The organism is Pseudomonas sp. NPDC088429, from assembly GCF_044753305.1.
Lineage (GTDB): Bacteria > Pseudomonadota > Gammaproteobacteria > Pseudomonadales > Pseudomonadaceae > Aquipseudomonas > Aquipseudomonas rustica.
On sequence record NZ_JBIVMX010000020.1, the window covers coordinates 1 to 1,939 of the forward strand.

At 57.7% G+C, this 1,939-nt stretch carries 2 protein-coding genes and 1 pseudogene; all 3 read right to left on the reverse strand.

What is annotated here, in order from left to right; all coding sequences use genetic code 11:
• On the reverse strand, window positions 1-432 hold a 432-nt coding region (locus tag ACIP66_RS12815; RefSeq protein ID WP_400648521.1), incomplete at its 3' end, for an ureidoglycolate lyase.
• A gap of 217 nt (window positions 433-649) precedes the next feature.
• Window positions 650-1,645 carry an allantoicase gene (gene alc / locus ACIP66_RS12820; protein WP_400648523.1) on the reverse strand — a complete coding sequence of 332 codons (996 nt, stop codon included), beginning with the start codon at window positions 1,643-1,645 and terminating at the stop codon, window positions 650-652.
• A 90-nt stretch (window positions 1,646-1,735) separates the two neighbouring features.
• Window positions 1,736-1,939: pseudogene (locus tag ACIP66_RS12825) on the reverse strand (2-oxo-4-hydroxy-4-carboxy-5-ureidoimidazoline decarboxylase); the annotation flags it as partial.

Consider the following 1,939-nt stretch of genomic DNA (forward strand, 5'->3'; position numbering starts at 1 on the left):
ACTGCGATCAACCACCAGGAAGTCAACCCGCTTTTCGATCGTCAGCACCGGATGGTGCCAAACGCCGCGATGGTAATTAATGCCCTGCCTGCCGTTGGTGACGAAGGCGCGGACCAAGCCTGATCCAGGTTCATCGCCAACTGGCGCGACCACGATCAGAAAGGGGTTGCCGAGCAGCGGAATGAAAGCCTGGCTGCCCAGCGGATGGCGTTCCAGCATGCAAACGGTCAGCGGCATGTCCTGCGCGTCGGCGCGGAAGATGCTGATGATCGCGTTGTCCTCAGGCTGAGCGGTTTCGACCGTCGCCAGTTTATGGAAGCGCATGGTCGAACCGTTGTTGATCATGAAGTGATCGCTGCCGTCGGTTTCGATCACGTCACCGAAAGGGGCGAAGGCTTCTTTGCTCAGCGGTTCAATCGTTAGTGTGCGCATGCTGTTCTTCTTATCCGAATTCGTTATCGATTCACTGCATTTCCCTGTAGAAGCTGGCGAAGCCTGCGATCTTTTGACTTTGTTTTTAAGATCAAAAGATCGCAGCCTGCGGCAGCTCCTACAGGTGTTGCTTTTGCTTTTGTAGGAGCTTGGCTTGCCAGCGAAGGCGATCTTACGAACGCCTTCGCGAGCAAGCTTTGCTCCTACAGGCTCAGCATTACTTCGCGACCTTGCCGAGAACGCGCAGGCGGCTCACGCCACCGTCCGGGAACACGTTCAGGCGGATGTGAGTGATCGGGCCCAGTGCTTTGATCTGCTCGACGAAGGTGTGCTCGGCGTGCATTTCCAGCTTCTGGCTTGGCAGCAGATCGCGCCAGAACAGCGACTGGGTTTCGATCTGGCTGTCAGTACCACCTTTCACGAACGCGCCCTGGATCGAGCAGGTGTCCGGGTAGTTGCCTTTGAAGTGCAGGGTGTCGACGACGATCTTCTCGATCTCGCCCGGGTGACCCAGCGCGACGATGACCCAGTCATTGCCCGGCGTACGACGACGTGCAGTTTCCCAGCCGTCGCCCATGTTGATGCCACGGCCCGGGTTGAGGATGTTGCTCATGCGGCCGAAGTGTTCGTCGGAGCAGGCGAGGGCGCGGCCACCGTTGAGGGCTGCTGCCAGATCGACTTGCTCGTTGTCGCCAACGGCCGACCAGTCGCGATGCGGCACACCGTACACGCGCAGACGGGCAACACCGCCGTCCGGGTAGATGTTGAAGCGCAGGTGGCTGAACGCTTGGTCGTTGTTGATTTCGTGGTAGTGGTGGCTGTTGCCCTGCAGCTCGACGGCCGACAGCACTTCAGTCCACTGAGTGTTGTCATCAGGCTCGCCCGAGGCCAGGAAGCACGCTTCCAGCGAGGCCGATGGCGGGAAGTTGCCGGTGAAGAATGAAGTGTCGATGTCCACGCCTTTGATCGAGCCCGGTACGCCCAGACGGATCACTGCGCTGTCGAAGCCCTCGAAGCGCTTGCGGCGCGATTCCCAGCCGTCCATCCACTTGCCGTTGTCATCGAACACGCCCTCCTTCCATACGGCCGGGGTCGGTTGGAACAGACGATTGGCGTCTGCGAACCAGTCATCGGTGACCGAGATGATTTTGGTGCCCAGACGGGCATCGGCCAGGTTGACGAACTTCTCGAAAGGTACGGCGTAAGCTTTCATTCTTCTTGTCTGCCTTTAAATAAGTGGCTGGGGATGCTTGCAGGGCCCTGGGAAACACAAGCGTTCTAGAGGTTTCTCGGGCCAGGCTCGCTATAGGGTCAGTAAACGGAACAGGGCAATCTTGTTGATCTCCGCCAGCGCGCATTTGAATTCGGTGTCTTCCGAGTTGTGAATGCGCGTTTCGAACGCCGCGAGGATCTGATGCCGGTTGCTGCCTTTTACCGAAATGTTGATTGGTTAATTGAACTTGGCTTTTTTGGAGTCTTTGTGGTAGTTGTAGTTTTGGTTATCTTT